This window comes from Streptomyces sp. JLBG701, from assembly GCF_058544905.1.
Genome location: NZ_CM178588.1, coordinates 10,928,401 through 10,948,200, shown reverse-complemented (window position 1 = coordinate 10,948,200; position 19,800 = coordinate 10,928,401). Strand labels below are relative to the sequence as shown.

The window sequence follows — 19,800 nt, the reverse complement described above, 5'->3', positions numbered from 1 at the left end:
TTCAGGACCGTCGGGCGAGGATGCCGCGGGCCGTGCGGATCATCGCCGCGATGGTCGGCGGCAGCCGCTCCTGGTCGGGGTCGTGGTGTTTGCCCTCGCGGTGCCGGCGCAGGTTGTGGCCCATGATCGCGGCCATCTTGGTGCGGGCCAGGGCGCGGAACCAGTCGAAGTCGGGGGGTGCGGGTCGTCCGTCGAGGTAGGCGCTCAGCAGCTCCTCCTCGGTCGGCAGGCCGGGGACGGCGCGGCCGAGTCGGGGGAAGTTGCGGTGGTCGGCGAAGAGGAGGAACCACGCGAGGTCGATGCGCGGATCGCCGTACCCCCAGATCTCCCAGTCGACGACGGCGACCGGCCGCTCGTCCTGACACAGGACGTTGCCGAGACGGAAGTCGCCGTGCGTGAGGGTGGGTTTGATGTCCTTGGGGAGTTGCGCGGCCAGGTCGCTCAGCAGGTCCTCGACCCCAGGGCGGAGTTCAACCGGCACCGCACGCATGGTGCGGGTCCACCGCGTCAACTCCCCTGCCATGTCGAGGGGTTCGGCGGCCTCGGTCTTGGTCGTCCCGTGCAGATCTCGCAGCACGTCGGCCAGGGCCAGCATCCGGGTCCGGCACAGTGCGGGGTCCAGGTGGTGCTCGTCGAGGACGGGCTCGGTCGCGTCGCCGTCGACGAACTCCATGGCGAACCAGCCCGGTTCACGTTCGTCGACGGCGACGACGCCCGGCACAGGCACCGGTGATCCGGCGAGCGTGCGCAGGACCCGGACCTGGCGCAGCACATCGTTGCGACCGACGGGCCGCTGTCCCGGCGGTACCGCCTTCACGACGTACGAGACCGGTCCCGCTGTAATGGAGTAGGTGAGTCCCGAGTGGCCGCCGGGCAGGGTCCGCAGGTCGCCGAGGGGGTCGGCGGGGTGTCGCTCGGCGAGTCGCTCACGGACTCGTCGCGCGAGTTCCGTCACCTCGGTCGTCGTACTCAACTCCCGGCCCCCTTCGACTCCTTGGGCAGTCGCAGCACGCGCTCGGCCAGGATGTTGTGCTGGATCTCGTCGCTGCCGCCGGCGATGCGATAGCCGGGAGCGCCGAGCAGGTGCTCGGTCCAGGCGAACGTGCCCCACTCCCCCGTGTCGGCGGCCAGGCGCGGCCCGAGGAGTTGCTGGACCAGGTCGGTGGTGGCGCGCATGGTCGCCGTGGCGTGCAGCTTGCCGACCGAGGCCTCGGCGCCCGGTTCGCGGCCGGCCGCCAGGGCAGCCGTCACACGTAGTCCGGTGAGCCGCTGGACGAGGGCGCGGACGTACAGGTCGGCCGTCTGCTGTTGTTCCCCGCCGGTGAGCGGGCGGGGCAGGTGCCGTGCGAGGTCGACGGCCCGTTCGGCGTTGTCCAGGCCGAGGCCGCCGGAGTCGAGGCGTTCGGCGGCGAGGACGGTGAGGGTCACCCGCCAGCCCTCGCCGACGGGACCGAGCCGGTCGGCGTCGGGGACGAACACGTCGTCCAGGTAGACCTCGTTGAAGCTGGAGCCGCCGGTCATCTGCCGGATGGGCCGTACGGTCACGCCGGGTGCGTCCATGCGGACCAGGAAGACCGTGATGCCCGCGTGCTTGGGCACATCGGGGTCGGTGCGGCAGACGGCGACGCCCCAGGTGGCGACCCGGGCGCCGGACGTCCAGATCTTGTGGCCGCGCAGGAGCCAGCCATCGCCTTCCCGCACGGCCCGGGTGCGGACGGCGGCGAGGTCGGAGCCCGCCTCGGTCTCGGAGAACAGCTGACAGGCGAGTTCGTCGGTGCGGAGCATGGGGCGCAGCCAGCGCCGCTTCTGCTCCTGCGTGCCCCAGCTACGGATGGCGGGGGCGACGAGTTGCTGGGTGACGGGGAAGATCTCGGTGCGCCGTGGCACGTCGAAGGCGGCCTCTTCGGCGCGGTACAACTGCTCGTAGTACGACGGCAGTTCACGCCCTCCGTACTCCGGCGGCCAGTCGAGCGCACCCCAGCCGTGGTCGTATCGGGTGCGTTCCCAGTCCCGCGTCCGGTCGGTGTGCGTGCGTTCCTCGGCTTCGGTCCAGTTCTCGAAGACGGCCACCGAGTCGTCGCCGCGGCCCTGTTGCTGGCGTGCGGCCCGCTCTGTGGCCACGCCGGTCAGCCAGTTCCGGGCTTCGGCGCGGAACTCCGCGGGCTCGGGAATGCCGCTCATGGTGCTCTGCCCTCCCTTCTCCTCATCGTTCGACTCAGCGGGTCAGTACGGTGCAGGCGCTGACGCCCGGCGCCCCGTACACGTGGGTGAAGCCGGCCGACGGATCGCCCGGCACCTGCCGCTCGCCCGCCCGGCCGCGCAACTGCTGGACGACCTCGTGGACTTGGCGCAGTCCGGAGGCGCCGATGGGCTCGCCGTTGGCGATGCAACCGCCGTCGGTGTTGACCGGCAGCGAGCCGCCGATCCCGGTCGCCCCGAACGGGATGAGCGACTCCTGTTCGCCGTGTTCGCAGAACCCGCACTCGGCCATGTGCATCACCTCGGCCCCGCTCTCGGTGTCCTGCAGCTGGCACACGTCGATGTCCCCGGGCCCCAACCCGGCTTCTTCGAAGGCGTGTCGCGCGGCGTCCGCGCTCACACTCGTCGGCGTCCCGGGCGGCGCCCAGGGGCTGAACACCTCGAAGGAGCCGAACCGGCGGGTCCGTACGACGGCCGCCCGCAGCGCGATCGGTGTTCCGCCGAGTTCGCGGGCCACCGCCTTGCTGCACAGGATCAGCGCGATGGCACCCTGGCCGGGCGAGCAGAACATGTAGCGGGTCAGGGGGTCGTTGACCATGCCGGACGCCAGGATCTCGTCCGCGTCCAGCGGCTTGCGGCGCCAGGCGTGGGGGTTGAGAACTCCGTTCGCGTACGCCTTCTCGGCGACCTGCGCGAGGGTGCGGGGGCTGATGCCGTGGTCGTGCATGTACCGCTGGATCTTCATGGCGAAGAACTGTGTGGTGACCATCAGCCCGTCGCGGCCGTAGGCCTCGTCGAGTCCCCAGTCGGCGGGCCGCGGGGCGAAGGCGCCGCGCGGGTGTTTGTCGAAGCCGATCGCGAGGGCCACGTCCGCCGCCCCGGAGCGAATCGCGTTGACGGCCGACACCAGCGCGCTGCCGCCGGTAGCGCAGCCGTTGCGCACGTTGGTGAACGGCACCCCGGTCAGGCCGAGTTCGGCGACCAGCGTGTCGGCGTTCCCGGAGGCATCGCTGCCGCCGTACGCGGCCCGCACCCGGGACCAGGGCAGTCCGGCGTCGGCGAGAGCGGCCCGTACGGCCTGCACGGCCAGCTGTCGGCCGCTCGCCTCCGTACGGGCGAAGGAGGTGATCCCGGCGCCGCAGACGAGTACGTGCTCGCCGCTCATACGACGGCTCCCCTGGCCCTCGGCACGCCGTCGCCCACCGTGATCGTGAGCGGCATGCCGATCTCCGCGTCCTCGGGCCGGACGTCGAGGGCGACCAACACGCGGACGCCTTCGGGTAGTTCGACGTAGCCGACGGTGAACGGTGCGAATCCGGCGGCTGGAGGCACGTACGGCGGCGACTTGGGCGCGTACCGCTGCACGGTCCAGGTCCACAGGGTGCCCGTACCGGAGAGCGCGACCGGCTCGGCCGGTCCCCCGCAGCGCGGGCAAGCCGGCCCGGCGGGATAGCTGGCCACCGCGCAGTCGGCGCACCGGGAGCCGCGCAGCCGCCTCCCGGTCTCCTCCGGCAGGGCGTTCAGCGGCCCTTCCACTGCGGCTCCCGCTTGTCCAGGAACGCCGCCACGCCCTCCGCAGCGTCCTCGGAGTTGAGCATCACGCCGACCGCGAGGTGCTCCATGACCATCAGGGACTGGATGTCGGCGTCGAGGCTCCGGTCGATGGTCATCTTGGTGATCCACATGGTGAACGGGCTCTTGTCGGTCAGGTCCCCGGCGAACTCCTCGACGGTGGCGTCGAGCTTGTCGGCGGGCGCCGAGGCGTTGATGAGGCCGAACTCGGCGGCCTCGACGCCGGTCAGCAGCTTGCCGGTGAGCATGAGTTCCTTGGTCTTGCGGACGCCGATCATGCGCGGCACCCGGTAGATCGGCCCCGCCCCGCCGAACAGTGCGCGGCGGATGTGGAAGTCGCCGATCAGGGCGTCGTCCGCGGCGATCGCGAAGTCGCAGGAGATCATCAACTCGAAGCCGCCCGCGGTGACATGCCCTTCGAGGACGGCGATCGACGGGGTCCTCATCGAGTACAGCCGGTCACAGACCTTCGCCGACAGCACGGCGACGTCGATGGCGTTGGACCTGCCGACGAAGTCGGCCTGGAGGCTGTCCAGGTCGAATCCGGAGCAGAAGGTGTTGCCGCGTCCGCGCAGGACCAGCACGCGCAGTTCGGGGTCCGCGTCGACCTCGGTGATGATCTCGTCCAGCCGGTTCAGGATCGGCACGGTCACGCAGTTCTTCTTGTGCGGGCGGTTCAGCCAGACCCGCGCCACATGACCGTCCCGCTCGAACTGGATCTCGTCTTCGACTGCCATGAGCTCCTCCAAACTGAACTGAATTGAGTTCGATTCTCTGGCCAGTAGTTGCCCGTGTCAATGGACCGGGAAGCAATGGCCGCTCCGCGCGGCCCGCGCAGGATCAGTCCGCAGGACCGGTGAGTCCGAGCAGACCGGCCAGGCGCAGACGGTGGTCGTCGCCCGTACCGAACAGCGCCTCGTCGGCCCGCGCCCGGCGCAGATAGAGATGGGCGGGATGCTCCCAGGTGAAGCCGATTCCGCCGTGGAGCTGGATGTATTCCGTGGCGGCAAGGCGGTACGCACCGGTGCACGCGACCGTAGCGGCGCTTGCGGCGAGCGGGAGTTCCGGTGTCTGCGCGGCGAGGCAGGCGCTCGCGTACGCCGACGCAGAGCGGGCACCCTCGACCTCGACCAGAAGATCGGCCAGTCGGTGTTTGACCGCCTGGAACGACCCGATGGCGCGACCGAACTGTGTTCGGTGCGAGACGTATTGCACTACGGCCCCCAGGGCGTGCCCGCTGCCGCCAACGTGTTCGGCGGCCAGCGCCACCCGCCCGGCGTCGAGCACGGCGGCGACGATTGTCGACGCCTGCCCGGCCGCACCGACCGGCTCGGCCGCCGCTCCGCCGAAGCGGACGTGCGCCTGACGGCGGGTCGGGTCGAGGACCCGGCGAGCCGTACGGTCGCAGGTAGCGGCGTCCGGCTCACAGGCGAACACCCGCTCCCCGTCCGGCGCGTGGGCCGCGACCAGCAGCAGATCGGCACCCTCTGCGTCAAGCACGAAGTCGACCTCGCCGCGCAGTACCCAGCCGTCGGGGCCGCGCTCGGCCGTCACGTCCGCCCGGTGCGGGAATCCGGCCACGGTGGCCGTGAGCGCGCCGGAGGCGACACCGGGCAACCAGCGTTCGCAGGCCCGCCGGTCGCCGCTGCTCAGCAGGGCCTGACCGGCCAGCACGAGGGTCGGCAGCAGCGGCACGGGACACAGCACGCGGCCCGTCTCCTCCAGGACGACGGCGAGTTCGGCGAAGGTATACCCGGCCCCGCCGTACTCCTCGGGCAGGGCGAGCCCGTGCACTCCGATCTCGCCGGCGAGCCGGCCCCACAGCACCTGGTCGTATCCGCGCGGGCTCTGAGCCTGCTTGCGGACCTCCTCGGACCCAGAGGTCTCGGCGAGCAAGTCCCGTAGGACAGCCCGTAGTTGGCGCTGTTCGTCTGTCTCCAACAGCAGCAGGGGATCGATATCGACCCGAAACATCAAAACCTCCCTCGACCACACCCACCCCAGGGGCGCGGGGCTGTGACATATGCGGCTCCGCCGCGTGGGCGCGACCAGCCACGAACAACCCGCAGCCGACCACCCGGAGTTGAGCCCTCACACCGTGAACCGCCCCCCATTGGCCAGCAGCACGGCCCCCACGAGATTCGCCGCCTCCTCACTCGCCAGAAACAGAGCAATGTCGGCAATCTCCTCCGGCGTGGCATACGGACGCACACGCCGGTTGACGAACCCCTGCCGAAGCGCCGTCGGCGTCCGCGCCGCCATCCCCGTCTCCGTCGGCCCCGGCGCCACCGTGTTGACACGGACGCCGAACGCGATCGCCTCCTTGGCGACGGCCTGGCTCAACGCGTGCACTCCGGCCTTCGACGCCGCGTAGTGCGGATAGCCGGCCTGGGTGTCGAAGGCCGACGACGAGCCGACGGTGACGACGGCGCCGCGGCCTTGGGGCACCATGACGCGCAGAGCGGCACGCAGAACGTGGAAAGTGCCGTCGAGGTTGACGCGCAGGACGCGCCGCCAGGCGTCGTCGCCCAGTCTTCCGGTCACCTCGGGCGGCCGGCCGGCGAGCAGCGCGTCGGCGATCCACTCCTTGGCCGTGGGGTCGTCGACCCCGGCCGCGTGCACCATGACATCCAGGCGCTCACGCATCCGTACCGCCTCGTCGAAGGCCCGCTCGACCTGGACGGAGTCCGCGACGTCCATGGTCAGCGCGTGCGCTCCGGGAAGGTCCTTGGTGACGGCCTCGGCCGCCGCGCCGTCGATGTCCGCGGCGAAGACCTCGGCACCCTGCGCCGCGAGCCGCCGGGCGACCGCCGCGCCGATGCCGGAGCCCGCGCCGGTGACCAGGGCGACTCGTCCGGCGAAGCGTTCCGTCCGCCCGCCGCCGAGCTCGTCATCCATGCCGGATCACCCCTCGCTCGGTCTACTGAACTGACTTCATTTTTGCTAACGTCTCACACATGTCAACAGGCGGGACGAGAGCGGTCCGGCTGACCCGCTGGGGCGGCCCACCGGTCCTCACCGAGGTGCCGCGGCCCGCGCCGGCGGGCGAAGAGGTGCTGGTGCGGGTCGAGGCGGCCGGGGTGTGCCGGTCGGACCTCCACGTGATCGACGCCCGGGCGGGCAGCCTCCCCTACCGAACTCCCTTCACCCTCGGCCACGAGGTCGCCGGCCGGGTGGTGGAGCGCGGCCCGCGGGCCGTGGGTCCGGGGGTCGGTGAGCGCGTGGTCGTGTACGGCCCCTGGGGCTGCGGGCACTGCGCGCGGTGCGCGTCGGGCGCCGAGAACTACTGCGATCGGCGCGCGAGGCTCGACGCGGAGCGGACCGGTACCGGAGTGGGACTCGGGCGCGACGGCGGGATGGCCGACGTGCTGCTCGTCCCGTCCGGGCGCTTGCTGGTCCCGGTCGGCGACTTGACCGCGATCCAGGCGGCGCCTCTGACGGACGCCGGGCTCACCGCGTACCACGCCGTGGCCACCGCCGGGCGCTCACTCGTCGACGGCGGAAGCGTGGTCGTACTCGGCGTCGGCGGGCTGGGGCATCTGGCCGTGCAGATCCTGCGGGCCACGACGACCGCGCAGGTGCTGGCCGTGGACGTACGGGAGGAGGCCCTCGCTCTGGCCGACGAGTGCGGCGCGCACTTCGGCACGCTCCTGCGGCCCGGCACCGCGGAGGTCCTCCGGCGTTGGACGGGCGGGGCTGGAGCGGTCGCCGTGCTCGACTTCGTCGGCAGCCGCTCCAGCCTGGAGCTCGCGGTCGCCGTCCTTCGGGCGGGCGGGGAGCTGGCCCTGGTCGGCAGCGGAGGCGGCGAGCTGACGGTCCGTAAACCCGGTGCGCTCCCGCCTGGAACGCGGATCTCGTTGCCCTTCTGGGGAACCTTGCCCGAGCTGGAACGGGTCGTCGAGCTGGCCCGCGAGGGCTTCTTGACCGTGGAGGTCGAGCAGTTCGCGCTGTCGCGAGCGACAGACGTGCTGGAGAGGCTTCGCGCGGGCGCTGTGCGGGGGCGTGCGGTTCTCGTTCCCGACTGACCCCCGACTGACCGAAACCCGCACTTCCCTACCGCACCTCGACCGAGCTATCGACTACAGAAGTGAGTTCAATTAGCGTCTGGTCCCGCGCGACTTCCACTCGGCGACACGAGGGCGGTGGGACCCGCTATGGGTGCGGACACGGTGGATCTGTTGGTGATAGGCGGCGGCATGGCCGGTCTCTCGGCCGCCGCCCGGGTGGCCGCCGAGGGCGGCTCGGTGGTGCTGGTGGAGAAGGCGGAACGCACCGGCGGCTCCGCCCGCTTCGCCGGTTTCGTCTGGACCGCCCCGACCGTCGAGGAGTTGCGCCGGGTCAATCCGGACGGCGACGCGGGACTGGTCGGCGCCCTGGTGGGCGGGTTCGCCGACGGCGTGGCGTGGATCCGGTCGCTCGGCGTGGAGTGCAAGCCACCGGTGCCCGTTCTCGGCTTCGGCCGCGGGCATCAAGTCGACACCGGCCACTACCTCGACACATGCGAGCGGCTGATCCGCGACCGGGGCCAGGAAATGCTGACCGGCACCTGGACCCGCACGCTCCTGACGGAGAACGGCATGGTCAAAGGGGCCGAGTGCCTCCTGCCCGACGGCTCCGAACGCCGGATCGAGGCCACCTGGACCCTGCTTTCCACCGGCGGCTTCCAGGGCGATCCACGCCTGCGCGCCCAGTTCCTCCACCCCCAGGCCGCGGACATCGAACTGCGGGCCAACCCGCACAGCCGGGGCGACGGACTCGCGCTCGGCCGAGCCGCGGGAGCGGGGTTCGGCAAGAAGGACGCGGGGTTCTACGGGCATCTGATGCCGGCGGGCGTCTCCCTGTCCGACCCCGCGCGCTTCGTCGACCTCGCGCTGTACTACAGCGAGCACGCCCTGCTGTTCGACACGACGGGCGAGCGCTTCGTCGACGAGACGGTCGGGGACCATCTCACCACCATGGCACTGCTGGAACGGCCGGGCGCCCGCGGCCTGTTGGTGGCCGACGCGCGCGTGCACCGGGAGTGGATCAGCGCCTCGTACGTGCAGGGCATCCCCGGCGTGGACAAGTTCCAGCTGTGCCATCGCGCCGGCGCTCGCAGCGCGGTGGCGGACAGCCTGGAGGACTTCGCGTCGATGCCCGAGGAGTGGGGCTATCCCGGCGCCACGATCCGGGACCGTATCGAGGAGTTCAACGCGACCGTGGGCGCGGGCGGCATCACGATACCCGGGCGCCTGCTCGACTCCCGGCCGTTGGACGAGCCGCCCTTCTACGTCATCGAGGCCGCCCCGGCGATCACGTTCACCTTCGGGGGCCTGCTGATCGACGCCGGAGCCCACGTCATGTCCGCAGATGCGGACGGGGACGGGGGCGCCGACACGGGCGGGCACAGTCCGGTGCCCGGCCTGCTGGCGGCGGGTGGGGACGCGGGCGGGCTGTACCGACGTGCCTACGCGGGCGGTCTTGCCCCCGCGCTGGTGTTCGGTCTGGCAGCGGCACGGACCGCGCTCACGGAGACGCCGACGGCCGCCGGACGCTGAGCCTCGGCCGGGCAGGCGGCACAAATCCCGTGCACGAGTCTTGCCCGCCCGGTACCGCAATGCCTAGCTTACTGAAGTGAGTTCACTTTAACTTCGCGATACGTGATGTTGACGCGCTGCCTTCCTGTGTGGCGTGAACGCGCTCTTCCAGAGGGAGGGACTGTGAGTCAGTTCCTGCTTGTCCTGGTCAGCGGCGTGGCCAGTGGGGCCGTGTACGGCCTCATGGGTCTCGGGCTGGTCATCATCTACCGGGCCACGGACGTCGTGAACTTCGCGATGGCGTCCCTCGCGACCCTGGGCCTGTATGTGGCGGTCTCGCTCCACGACCGCGGTGTGGCGACGGTGCTCGGCCTGCTCGCCGCCGTCGCGATCACCGTCGCGGCGGGCCTGCTGGTGCGCGAAACGGTGATCAGACCGCTGGGGCAGGGACAGTTGTTCTCCGCGCTCGTCGTGACCATGGGCGTCTCGCTGGTGGCCGAGAGCCTGGCCGGATCGGTCTGGGGCGACCAGCCGAAGGCCTTCCCCAGCCTGGTCGACGGCACCGTGCGCTGGTCGGGCGCTGCTGTGCCGGTACAGAGCCTGGTGACGATCAGCGTCGCCGCGGTGGCGATGGCACTCGTGGGCTATCTGTTCTCGCGCACCACGCTCGGCTCGGCCATGCGCGCCGCCGCCGAGTCGGCCGGAACGGCCCGCGTCATCGGCCTCGGCGCACAGCGCCTGGCCCGGATCTCCTGGGCACTCGGCCTCGGCCTGGCCGCGCTCGCCGCCTGCCTGTACGCACCGCGGTCCGGCCTGGCACCCACGGCACTGGTCGCGCCCCTCTTCCGGGCCTTCGCCGGAATCTTCCTGGGTGGCCTGACCAGCATGTACGGCGCCGTCCTCGGTGGCCTGACCATCGGCGTCCTGGACAACCTGGCGGCGAACTACGTCTCCGCCAGCTTCCGGGACACGTTCGTTTTCTCCTTCACCGTGCTGGTGCTGCTGATCCGCCCCCAGGGCATGTTCGGCACCCGCACCTTCCAACGGGTCTGAGGGGTCGCATCCATGGTCTTCAACCGTTCCCTCCTGGCGAAGGCCGCCCTGGGCCCGGCCGCCGGCGCGGTGCTCATGGCGTTCATGGCCTCCGGCGCGATCCCCGCGTACCAGATGTACTCGGTGGGACTCGCGGCCGTGTACACGATCGTCGTGCTGTCGGTCGGCCTGCTCGCCGGCTGGTCCGGCATCTGGTCGGTGGGCCACCCCGCGTTCTTCGCCATCGGCGCCTACTTCGCCGCCTACGGCAGCGGCCACGACTGGCCCCTGGAAGCAGTGGTCATCGGGGCCGTCGCGACCGGTGCCGCCCTGGGCGCCTTCCTGGGCTACGCGGGCGCAAGGTTCTCGGTGCTCTACATCGCCCTGCTGACCCTCGCCTTCACCACGGTGACCCTGGAACTGGTCAACCGCTGGAGCAGCGTGACCGGCGGCGACCAGGGAGTACCGGTCCTCCAGCTGCGCAGCGCCCTCGGCCTGGGCACCCTCCTGGGTGGTGGCACCGAGGCCCAGTACCTCGCGGTCGGCGCCGCCGCCGCCGTACTGGGACTCGCCGTGCCGGCCGCCGCCTCGGGGCTGCGGATGCGGCTGGTGGCCGCCAAGTCGCATCCCCTGGCCGCCCGTACGGTCGGTATCGCGCCGGAGGCGCAGTCGTCGCTGTCGTTCGCGGTGAGCGGGGCGTGCACCTGCTTCGCGGGCGTGCTGCTCGGACTGCTCACCGGGTTCGTCAGCCCGGATCCGTTCTCGCTGGCCTTCGGCATCTCACTGATCGCGGCCTGTGTGCTCGGCGGGGTCGGCACCATCCTCGGCGCGGTGGCCGGCGGCATCTACCTGACCTGGAACCCCTCGCTCTCCTCCGCCGTGGGACTGCCCCAGCCGGTCGTGCAGGGCCTCGTACTGATCGGGGTCCTCCTCTTCCTCCCCGGTGGAGTCGTACCGTTCCTCGCCAGGCCCGCGCGCAGCGTCCTGCGGCGCGTGCGGCGACGGCCGGACGCCCAAGTCCCGTTGCCGGCCGAAGCGTCGGCGGACCTCTCACCGCTGCGGCCCCCGTCCGAGGCTGCGGGCGGCGGCCCCGCACTGCTGCGCCTGGAGCATGTGTCGGTCTCCTACGGCGGACTCAAGGCCCTGGAGGACGCCTCGCTGACCCTCCGGCAGAACGAGATCCTGGCCGTCATCGGCCCCAACGGGGCGGGAAAGACAACCCTGTTGAACGCCTTGTCGGGGCTGACCGGCAACGGCCGGGTGAGCGGGAGCGCCGACTTCGCCGGCCGGCCCCTTCTCAAGGCGAGGGCGACCGCACGGCGGCGGCTGGGCATCGGCCGCACGTTCCAGCACGCGGAGGTCTTCTCCGAACTCACCGTCGCGGAGAACGTGTTGTGCACCCGTCGCCGCATCACCGCCAGGGACCGGGCCGATGTCGCGCGGCTGCTGCACTCCGTCGGTCTCGCGGACGTGGCCGAACGCCGCCCCGGAGAGCTGCCGTTCGGCCTCCAGAAGCGCCTCGACCTGGCCCGCGCGATGGCCGAGGAACCGAGACTGCTGATCCTGGACGAGCCGTTCGGCGGCCTCGACGCGGGCGAACGGGCGTTGCTGGCCCAGCACATCAGGCGCTTGCACGCCGACGGCACCGCCGTGGTGGTCATCGACCACGTCCTCGACGACCTCTTCTCCGTCGCGCACCGGGTGCTCGCGTTCGACTTCGGCCGCACGATCGGCGAGGGCACCCCGGACACCGTTCTGCAGGACCCGAAGGTGCGCTCGTCGTACCTGGGAACGGTCGACGGCAGGACACGGCCGCCCGAGCACGTGGGCGAACGGAGCATGGTCCGCCTGCACGGGGTCGGCCACACGTACGGCGGCGTGGTCGCGCTGCGAGGCGTCGACCTCGACGTCCGCCAGGGGGTCGTGCTGGGAATCGCCGGAGCCAACGGAGCGGGCAAGAGCACGCTGGCCGGCATCCTGCACGGCTCGCTCCAACCAGCCAGTGGAGTACGGGAATTGGGCGGAACAGTCCGCACCAGCCTGGCGCCCGAAGGTCGGGCCCTGTTCAAGACGCTGTCCCTGCGCGAGAACCTCGAAGTCGCCGCCTACGCGGCGGGCATCACCGGCGCGCCGCTGCGCGAGCGGATGGAGGAGACCGTCCAGTGGCTGCCGGCGCGGCTGCGCGACCGGATGTCCGCCTCCGCCGGTGGACTGTCCGGCGGAGAGCAGCAGATGCTGGCCATCGCCCGGGCCCTGATCGTCGCGCCGGACGTCCTGATCGTCGACGAACCGGCACTCGGGCTGGCCCCCGCCCTGGTCGACGAGGTGTACGACCGGCTGGCCAGGCTGGCCCACGACGGACTGACCGTCGTACTGCTCGAACAACTCCTCAGCCGGGCCATGTCCGTGTGCCACGAGGTGGCCGTGCTGCACGAGGGCGTCGTCGCGGCCCACGGGCGGGCTGGCGACCCGGAGTTCGCGGGCCTGGCGGAAGCGGCCTACTTCAACGGCGGCCCGGACCCGGCCGCCACGACCGCGGCGGTCAACGCCCGGACCTCCCCAGTGAATTGACAATCCCGTTGTGAACGAGGTGGACCGTGTTCCGGACAATGAGAAAATTCCGCCGCGCCGCAGGCGCGATGGCCGTCCTGGCGGCGGTGGCGCTGACCGCCAACGCGTGCGCCGGTGAGGACTCCGCAGGGGCCGCCGACAGCTCGTCCGAGATCCATATCGGCGCGTGGCTTCCCCTCACCGGCGCCACCGCCACGTACGGCGTGGCCGAGAAGGCGGGCGCCGACGCCTACTTCAAGATGGTCAACGCCCAGGGCGGCATCAACGGCCGCAAGGTCCGATGGACCGTCAAGGACAACGCGGCCGACCCGCAGCAGACCGTGCAGATCGCACGCGAACTGGTCGGCCAGGACAAGGTCGTGGCCATCGTCAACGCGAACGGCACCTCCCAGGCGGAGGCGGCCTTCCCGTTCGTCCTCAACCAGTCCAAGGTGCCGGTCCTCAACGAGGTGGGCGGCACCGAGTCCTGGTACGAGCCGCCGCGCCCCGGCCTGTTCGGCACCCAGACCCTCTACGAGGACCAGGCCGCGGCGATCGCCGCCTGGGCGGTGCAGGACGGCGCGAAGAAGATCCTCGTCGTGCACAGTGACCCGGCGGCGTTCGTGAACGTGGCCGAGCAGGTGGAGCCCATCGCGAAGAAGGTGGACCCCTCGGTCGAGGTCGACAGGCTGCCGGTCAAGTACCAGACCACCGACTACACCCCCGTGATCAGCAAGGTGAAATCCGCGAATCCGCAGGCGGTGGTCCTGATCCTCACCTCCCCCGAGGCGGCTGCGTTCCTCAACGAGGCCAAGTTGCAGGGTCTTTCCCTGCCCACCTACGCCTACGCGCCGGTGGCGGCGGAGTCGACGGTCTCCCTGGCCAAGGATGCCGCCGAAGGTCTCAAGGCCGTACAACTGGTCAAGGCGCCCACGGGCGCGGACCCGGCGGTGAAGGAGTTCCGTACCGCCATGGCCAAGTACGAGCCCGGTCAGACCGCGGGGTTCCTGGCCCTCTGGGGGTGGAGCAACGCGAAGGTGTTCGCCGAGATCGCGAAGACCGTCAAGGGACCCGTCACGGCCCAGTCCCTCACCGCGGCGTACGAGAAGGCGACCAAGGTGGACCCGGGGGTTTCGCCGGTGATGAACTTCAGCACGAGCAACCACCTCGGCACACGCAGCGTGCAGCGGGTGGTCGTGAAGAACGGCGTCTGGACCTCCGTCGGCGACTTCTACACTCCCCCGGCACGCGACTGAGCGCCTGCGCCGGCACGACCGGGCACTGCGTGCGCAGGTGGTGCCGGCCGGGGACGGGTTTCTGCTACCCGCTCCCCCGGCCGACACCGGCGCCCGGCGGCAAGGTCGAATTCAGCGCCCGTGGTTGTGCATCACGTGCTTGGTGCGCGAGAAGTCGTCCAGTGCGTAGATCGACAGGTCCCGTCCGTAGCCGGATCCGTTGAAACCGCCCCAGGGGACCTCGCCGGCCAGTACCAGATGGGAGTTGACCCAGACGGTTCCGAAGTCGAGGCGTGCGGCGATGTCGTGGGTGCGGCGGGCGTTCTCGGTCCACACCGACGCCGACAGGCCGAGCGGGACGTCGTTGGCGCGCCGCACCGCTTCCTCCTCGTCGGCGAAGGTCTCGACCGTGATCACGGGGCCGAAGATCTCCTCGCGGGCGACTTCGGCCCCTTCGGGGACGTCGACCAGCACGGTCGGGGCCACGAAGTAACCGGGCCCGTCGAGAGCCCCGCCTCCCGTCGCCACTCGGACGCCGTCGTGCTTCGCCCGCTCCAAGTATCCCGTGACACGGTCGAAGTGTGCCTTCGAGACCATGGGGCCGACCTCGACGTCGTCGCCGGAGGTCGGCTCACCGACGACCAGAGACCGGACCTCGTCGACGAGTTGCTCGACGAACTGCTCGGCGACCGATTCGTGGACGAGTACGCGGCAGGCGGCCCCGCATTCCTGGCCCGAGTTCCAGAAACTGGCGGTGCGCAGGGAGGATGCGGCGGCCGCGAGATCGGCATCCGGGAAGATCACGACCGGGGCCTTGCCGCCGAGTTCGAGGTGCACGCGCTTGAGGGTGTCTGCGGCGGCCCGGGCGACGGCACGACCGCTGTTGACCGAACCGGTCAGGGCGATCATGTTCACGTCCGGGTGCTCGGCGAGCCGTGCGCCGGCGACCGCGCCGTAGCCGTTCACCACGTTCAGCACACCGGGCGGCAGGAGGTCGGCGACGAGTTCGGCGAACTTCAGGGTGGTCAGCGGAGTCTGCTCGGACGGCTTGATGACCAGGGTGTTGCCGGCGGCGAGAATGGGCGCGATCTTCCAGGCCGCCATGAGCAGGGGGTAGTTCCACGGGGTGATCACGCCGATCACGCCGAGGGGTTCGCGCAGGATGACCGAGAGGTGGTTCTCGGCGTAGTCGCCGGCGGCCATGGAGGTGGTCGCGCGCATCGCACCGGCCATGAAGCGGAAGGTGTCGATGGTCATGGCGACGTCGTCCCGTGACACGGAGAGGGGCTTGCCGGTGTTGGCCGACTCCAGTTTGGCCAGGAGCTCGGTGTGCTCGGCCACTCGGTCGGCGATGGCGTGCAGCACCTCCGAGCGGTCCTTGGGGACCAGCCGTGCCCACTGGTTCTTGGCCGCGACCGCGGCGGCGACCGCCCGGTCGATGTCCTCGGGGGTTCCTTCGGGAATCCGGGCGATGACGCTCTCCGTGCTCGGGTCGACCACGTCGATGAGGCGGTCGGTCGAGCCGTCGAGGAATTTCCCGTCGACGAAGTGGCGGGCAGGGGGAAGGTCGGCCTCGGAGATCAGGGGCGGTGCGTCCGCTACGCGTCGCACCGTGGGCGTCGTCGGACCGGCGGTGGTGGTCATGAACGGTGACTCCTTGAGTGTGCCCGGGGGGTACAGCGGCGCCGACAGCTGCGGAAGCGCCTCGATCAGGGAGGTGATCGTGGCGGTCGTGGCGGCGTCGAGGCCGCGCAGCGGCTCGCGGGGCGGTCCGACGGGGATTCCGACCGCGTTCAGGGCGGCCTTGACCGCCGGAATGAACGGGGCGGACATGATCGCGTCCATCAGCGGGTAGATCCGGGCCCATTCGGCTCGCGCGCGGTCGAGGTCGCCCTCGCGCAACGCGCGGTGGACCGAGACGAGTTCGGCCGGCATCACGTTCGCGGTGCCGGCCATGACACCGGCAGCGCCCTCGGAGAGGGCCTGCAGAAGGAGGCTGTCCCAGCCGATGAAGGTGGAGATGACGTCGCCGTAGCGGTGGATCAGCTGCCCGGCCTGAGCCATGTCGGCGCTGGTGTCCTTGATGTACTGGATGTTCTCGACCTCGCGGGCGAGCTGTCCGACGGTCTCCGGGGAGAGATTGACGCCGGTGGCTCCGGGCAGGTTGTAGAGCATGATCGGAATGTCCACGGCGTCCGCGACAGTGCGCAGGTAACGCAGCGTCTCGTCGAGCGTGAGCGGCTCGTAGTACGGGGTGACCACCATAAGGATCGACGCTCCGGCGGCCTGTGCGTGGCGGGACAGCTCGATCGCTTCCCGGGTGCTCACCGCACCGGTCTGGGCGATGACCGGAACACGTCCGGCGGCCTGCTCTACGACGGTCTCGACCACCTGGCGCCGTTCCGCTCCGCTCATGGCCGCGAACTCGCCCGTGGATCCACAGGCGACGACGCCGTCGACCCCACCGTCGATGCTGCGGTCGACCAGACGGCGCAGTGTCTTCTCGTCGAGCTTCCCGTCCGGCGCGAACGGTGAGGCGAGGGCGGTCAGCACACCGCTCAGCTGTGACGACATTCTTGGGTCTCCTTAGGGGGAAGCAGTGTTCTTACGACGCGACATGCACCGGCGCCAGGCCGTGCGGTGTGGTCTGCCGGTCGGTGGCCAGCAGGCTCTGGGCCTCCTGCGCCGCCGACAGGCCGGTCTGGATCGCGGTCTCGGTGTAGAGGGTGCCGAGGTAGTCGCCGGCCAGGAGGACCCGTCCGGTGCGGCGGGTCAGCGTCTGTTGGAGCTTGCCGCGGCCGGGGAAGCAGTAGGGGGCGCCGGTGGGCCAGCGCTGGATCTCGGCTTCGACGACGTTTTCGGCGAAGCCGGGCAGAACCTGGTCCAGGTCGTCGAGGTAGATCCGACGGATCTTGTCGTCGTCGTGCTCCAGCAGTTCGCGTGCCAGGCTGCCCGGCGAGAAGGTCATGATGCTGCTGCCCGGCCGGCGCTCCTGCTCGTAACCGTGCACGACGTTGGACATGTTCAGCGCGACGTTGAAGGACCGCTTCGGCGTCGCGATGCCATAGGCGTCGTCCCAGACCTGGCGCTCGGTCTCGTTGGTGAGGAACGCCGCGCTCACGTAAGGGCCGTAGACGATCTTCGACAGGGCCTCGCGGACATCGCGGTCGAGGTCGACGGCGACCCGGTGGCTGACGGTCGCGGGAGTGGCCAGGACCACGCAGCGGGCCTCGACCTCCTTCTCGACGCCGTCCTGCCGGTAACGGACCACGACGGAGCCGTTCTTCTGCACGATCTCGTCGACGGTCGCGTTCAACCGCACCCGGTCCGACAGGGCCGCGGCGATGCTCTCGGTGAGGGTGGACGGGCCGCCGAGGATGCTCTCCGAGAGGCCGGCGCCGATGTTCCACACCAGGCTGAAGTAGCCCACGCCCGCGCCGGCCGAGAGCTGGTCGATGTCGGCGGCGGAGCGGGTCACGGTGGGCTTGAACAGGGCTTCGGCGTCCTCGGGCAGGTCGCCGATGAAGTCCTTGAAGGAACGGTCGTTCATGAAGTCGTAGACCCGCTGCTGGCGTTGGGCCTCGGTCTCGCCCCGCCGCCGCTGCACGATACGGGCGTAGCGGGCCACCGACAGGGCGACCTTGGCACCCGCCTTGACCATGCCGACCCGCGCCGACATCGGCATCGGGATGCGGAACGGGTAGGTCTCCACCCGGCCCTTGAGCAGCAGTTTGCCGTTCATCGACAGTCCGGCCAGTGAGCCGGGCACCGGTATGGAGTCGACCCCGGTACTGTTCAGCAGCCACGACGTCGCCGAGTTCCCGCCGGCGTAAACGTGCCCGCCCCAGTTGAGCCAGTACGGTCCCCGGCGTTCCGACCGGATGCGTCCGCCGATCCGTCCCTCGGACTCGAGCAGGAGCGTGTCCCAGTGCCGCAGTCGCCAGCCCGCGGCCAGTCCCGCGATGCCGCCTCCCACGATCACTACATCCTTCATCGGTACCCTCCTGCAGGTTTTCGGGTCAAAAAATTCGTGCACGAGGAACCTGGCCGTGCTGCCAGGGCCGGGCAGGCCCCAACAGGTGGGGCCCGCCCGGCCGATCAGACGCCCACGGGGCGGACGGCTGGTTCGGGTCGGGGTGTCAGCGCGGCGGATTCGTGCAGGGCCATGCCGCGTGTCTCGGGTGCCCACAGGATCGAGACGACGGCGCCTACGACGTTGATGGCGGCGGCCGCGAGCATGGTGCCGCCGATGCCCCAGCCGGTCAGGGCCATCGGGACGAGGTAGGTGCCGACGGCGGCGCCGATCCGGCTGGCGGAGGAGGCCAGGCCCACGGCGGAGCCGCGTACCTCGGTCGGGAACAGTTCGTTCGGGTAGACCCACTGGAGGATCTGGGTGCCGCCGATGACGATCGCGTACAGGGCGAAGAGGGTCATGACCACGCCCGAGGGGGCGTCGGGGAAGAGGCCGATGAGCGCGGACGCGCCGATGAGGCCCTGCGCGGAGTCGGACAGGTTCAGCTGCGGCGTGATCTGCACCATGGCGACACCGATGACGCTCAGGACGTAGCCGTCGAGGAACGGCCCCCCGGAGGAGTACAGCGCCAGCTTCTTGTGGAAGCGCGACAGGGGCGCGTCATCCAGTCTGTTGCCTGCGATCGGTCCTGCGTCTGCGGTCATCACAGCCTCCGGGAGCGGTTCCCGGACTCACCCTTCAAAGGTAGGTCCGGGCCAGGTGGGGGTTGATGTCTTGTTGTCGCGGGGACGTCGTCACGCGATGCCCGAGGGAGCTCCGGTCTCGCCTCGGCTGTCCGCCACCATAAGATGTGATCACAGATCACACAATGGGTTGAGTGGAGTTCAGGTGGAGTTTTCGAACACTGCTCCCTGTCGGGCCGCGCAGTCGAGGGCACGGCGGGCGTGAGCGTTCGTCGAACCCCTGCCGCCGACCAGGCTGTTTATGATTCAGTCGTGCGTATGTCCAAACGTGTCGAGCCCGCGCCCTCCATGGCCGATCAGGTGTACGCGGTGCTGCACGCGGCGATCACGAGCGGCGAGTATCCCGCCGGCTACCGCTTGCGCATCCGCGACCTCGCCGCGGAAGTCGGCACCAGCGTGATGCCGGTCCGTGAGGCGATCCGGCGCCTTGAGGAGGCCGGCTTCGCCGAGCGCGTCCCGCACAAGGGCTCGGTGGTGAAGGGCCAGCACCTCGCCGAACTGCTCCACATCTACGACACCCGCCAGATCCTGGAGGTCGAGGCCGCGCGCCGCGGTGCCGCGCAGATCAGCGAGGCGGACGTCGCCCGCATGCGTGAGGAATTCGAGCTCATGCGGACTGCGATCACCGAAGGTGCCGTCGTGCCGTACCTCGACCACGACGAGGCCCTCCTCACGATCCTGTACGAGGCCGCCGGCAACCCCGTACTCCTGAACACCATCCGCACCCTGTGGCAGCACTGCCGCGCCTACAAGATCGTCGGCGCCCGGGCGTCCCTCGACACACTCGAGGACGACGCACTGTGGCGATACCAGGAGCAACTACTCAAGGCCGCCCATACGCACGACGCCGACGCGGCGGCCGCCATCAACAACGAGTCGCTGGCCAACGCCACCGACCGGATCAAGGCGCAGCTGGTTTCGCGATAGACGCCTCGGCGGACCGAGCAGCGACGCGCGACTGGTCATGTTCAGCCCCACTG

16 protein-coding genes are annotated in these 19,800 nt (G+C 70.5%); 6 read left to right on the top strand and 10 right to left on the bottom strand.

The genetic code is table 11. The annotated features are described in order from the left end of the window. Position 1: 1 nt before the first annotated feature. From AC5DRG_RS50090 to AC5DRG_RS50060, 7 genes are all read right to left on the bottom strand, one after another. Positions 2-973, bottom strand: a complete 972-nt coding sequence (locus tag AC5DRG_RS50090) for a phosphotransferase family protein (protein WP_491807023.1) — start codon at positions 971-973, stop codon at positions 2-4. After that, positions 970-2,181 carry an acyl-CoA dehydrogenase family protein gene (locus AC5DRG_RS50085; RefSeq protein WP_491807022.1) on the bottom strand — a complete coding sequence of 404 codons (1,212 nt, stop codon included), beginning with the start codon at positions 2,179-2,181 and terminating at the stop codon, positions 970-972. Before AC5DRG_RS50085 ends, AC5DRG_RS50090 begins: the two co-directional genes overlap by 4 nt. 34 nt (positions 2,182-2,215) lie before the next feature. Further along, the gene (locus tag AC5DRG_RS50080; RefSeq protein WP_491807021.1) at positions 2,216-3,364 is read right to left on the bottom strand and encodes a thiolase family protein; all 1,149 of its coding nucleotides are present in this window, start codon (positions 3,362-3,364) and stop codon (positions 2,216-2,218) included. Beyond that, on the bottom strand, positions 3,361-3,735 hold the full coding sequence (locus AC5DRG_RS50075) for a Zn-ribbon domain-containing OB-fold protein (RefSeq protein WP_491807020.1): 375 nt from the start codon (positions 3,733-3,735) through the stop codon (positions 3,361-3,363). Before AC5DRG_RS50075 ends, AC5DRG_RS50080 begins: the two co-directional genes overlap by 4 nt. Then, on the bottom strand, positions 3,720-4,508 hold the full coding sequence (locus AC5DRG_RS50070; protein WP_030616158.1) for an enoyl-CoA hydratase/isomerase family protein: 789 nt from the start codon (positions 4,506-4,508) through the stop codon (positions 3,720-3,722). The genes AC5DRG_RS50075 and AC5DRG_RS50070 overlap by 16 nt, the downstream gene beginning before the upstream one ends. A 103-nt stretch (positions 4,509-4,611) precedes the next feature. Further along, positions 4,612-5,745, bottom strand: coding sequence for an acyl-CoA dehydrogenase family protein (locus AC5DRG_RS50065; protein WP_491807018.1), 1,134 nt, complete (start codon positions 5,743-5,745; stop codon positions 4,612-4,614). A 117-nt stretch (positions 5,746-5,862) separates the two neighbouring features. Next, a complete protein-coding gene (locus AC5DRG_RS50060; RefSeq protein ID WP_491807016.1) occupies positions 5,863-6,669 on the bottom strand; it encodes an SDR family NAD(P)-dependent oxidoreductase in 807 nt (268 codons plus the stop codon). 59 nt (positions 6,670-6,728) lie between these two features. Here AC5DRG_RS50060 and AC5DRG_RS50055 point away from each other — a divergent pair, with 59 nt between their 5' ends. The 5 genes from AC5DRG_RS50055 to AC5DRG_RS50035 all read left to right on the top strand — a co-directional run bounded on the left by AC5DRG_RS50055 (position 6,729) and on the right by AC5DRG_RS50035 (position 14,125). Next, entirely contained in the window at positions 6,729-7,796 is a 1,068-nt protein-coding gene (locus AC5DRG_RS50055) for an NAD(P)-dependent alcohol dehydrogenase (RefSeq protein WP_491807015.1), read from the top strand. Positions 7,797-7,925: 129 nt separating this feature from the next. Then, the gene (locus AC5DRG_RS50050) at positions 7,926-9,308 is read left to right on the top strand and encodes an FAD-dependent oxidoreductase (protein ID WP_491807014.1); all 1,383 of its coding nucleotides are present in this window, start codon (positions 7,926-7,928) and stop codon (positions 9,306-9,308) included. A gap of 162 nt (positions 9,309-9,470) precedes the next feature. Beyond that, complete coding sequence (locus AC5DRG_RS50045) at positions 9,471-10,340, top strand: branched-chain amino acid ABC transporter permease (protein WP_491807013.1); 870 nt, start codon at positions 9,471-9,473, stop codon at positions 10,338-10,340. Positions 10,341-10,352: 12 nt separating this feature from the next. Further along, on the top strand, positions 10,353-12,890 hold the full coding sequence (locus tag AC5DRG_RS50040; RefSeq protein WP_491807012.1) for an ATP-binding cassette domain-containing protein: 2,538 nt from the start codon (positions 10,353-10,355) through the stop codon (positions 12,888-12,890). Between the two features lie 38 nt (positions 12,891-12,928). After that, on the top strand, positions 12,929-14,125 hold the full coding sequence (locus tag AC5DRG_RS50035; protein WP_491807011.1) for an ABC transporter substrate-binding protein: 1,197 nt from the start codon (positions 12,929-12,931) through the stop codon (positions 14,123-14,125). Positions 14,126-14,236: 111 nt separating this feature from the next. Here the strand turns inward: AC5DRG_RS50035 and dapA are convergent, their stop codons facing one another. From dapA to AC5DRG_RS50020, 3 genes are all read right to left on the bottom strand, one after another. Next, positions 14,237-16,678, bottom strand: coding sequence for a 4-hydroxy-tetrahydrodipicolinate synthase (gene dapA, locus AC5DRG_RS50030; RefSeq protein WP_491807010.1), 2,442 nt, complete (start codon positions 16,676-16,678; stop codon positions 14,237-14,239). Positions 16,679-16,709: 31 nt separating this feature from the next. Then, positions 16,710-18,098 carry an NAD(P)/FAD-dependent oxidoreductase gene (locus AC5DRG_RS50025; RefSeq protein ID WP_491807009.1) on the bottom strand — a complete coding sequence of 463 codons (1,389 nt, stop codon included), beginning with the start codon at positions 18,096-18,098 and terminating at the stop codon, positions 16,710-16,712. A gap of 104 nt (positions 18,099-18,202) precedes the next feature. After that, positions 18,203-18,781 (bottom strand): MFS transporter, encoded by a 579-nt coding sequence (locus AC5DRG_RS50020; protein ID WP_491807007.1) that lies wholly within the window; start codon positions 18,779-18,781, stop codon positions 18,203-18,205. A gap of 297 nt (positions 18,782-19,078) precedes the next feature. On the opposite strand from AC5DRG_RS50020, the gene AC5DRG_RS50015 reads away from it, so the two are divergent. Further along, positions 19,079-19,747 carry a GntR family transcriptional regulator gene (locus tag AC5DRG_RS50015; protein WP_491807006.1) on the top strand — a complete coding sequence of 223 codons (669 nt, stop codon included), beginning with the start codon at positions 19,079-19,081 and terminating at the stop codon, positions 19,745-19,747. The last annotated feature ends 53 nt before the right edge of the window (positions 19,748-19,800 follow it).